This window comes from Salinimicrobium oceani, from assembly GCF_012037645.1.
This window is the reverse complement of sequence record NZ_JAAVJR010000505.1, coordinates 1-482: the sequence shown is the minus strand read 5'-3', so window position 1 is coordinate 482 and position 482 is coordinate 1. Positions and strand designations below refer to the sequence as shown.

General features: G+C 41.3%; 1 protein-coding gene and 1 pseudogene. Both read right to left on the bottom strand.

The features are described from left to right. On the bottom strand, positions 1-344 hold a 344-nt coding region (locus HC175_RS17955), incomplete at its 3' end, for a YhjD/YihY/BrkB family envelope integrity protein (RefSeq protein WP_235942671.1). Between the two features lie 3 nt (positions 345-347). Continuing rightward, positions 348-482: pseudogene (locus tag HC175_RS17950) on the bottom strand (carboxylating nicotinate-nucleotide diphosphorylase); the annotation flags it as partial.

Below are 482 nucleotides of genomic sequence, written 5' to 3'. Positions count from 1 at the left end.
GCGATATCGTAGATTATATCATCAAAAAATGTGCTGGTTCCCGGGGGCAGCAGCGAATCGATAAAATCCAGGAAAATTATTTGGAAATCATCAATAAAGTCAATAAAAGGAATAAGGTTTAGTATAAAAAGCAAAAAAGGGAACAGGGCCAATACAAAACTGAAGGAGATAGCACTTGCCCTTGCCGAAAAAGTTCCCTTGACGATCCCTGCATAAAAAATGATGTAAAGATCAAAAAGCGATAATCCTTCCAGGCCCGGAAGAATTATCTTTTTTGCACGGCTGGTCCACCAGTAGGTAAAACCTTCCTTTTTTTTAGCACTTTTTGCCTCGCCGTTAGCCATGCGTTAAACAGCCTTTAAACTTAGATCAAGATTATAGACCGAGTGGGTCAGTGCGCCACTCGATATAAAGTCCACTCCACATTCAGCATATTTTCGGGCAGTTTCGGGAGTAATGCCTCCGCTGGATTCAATTTCACA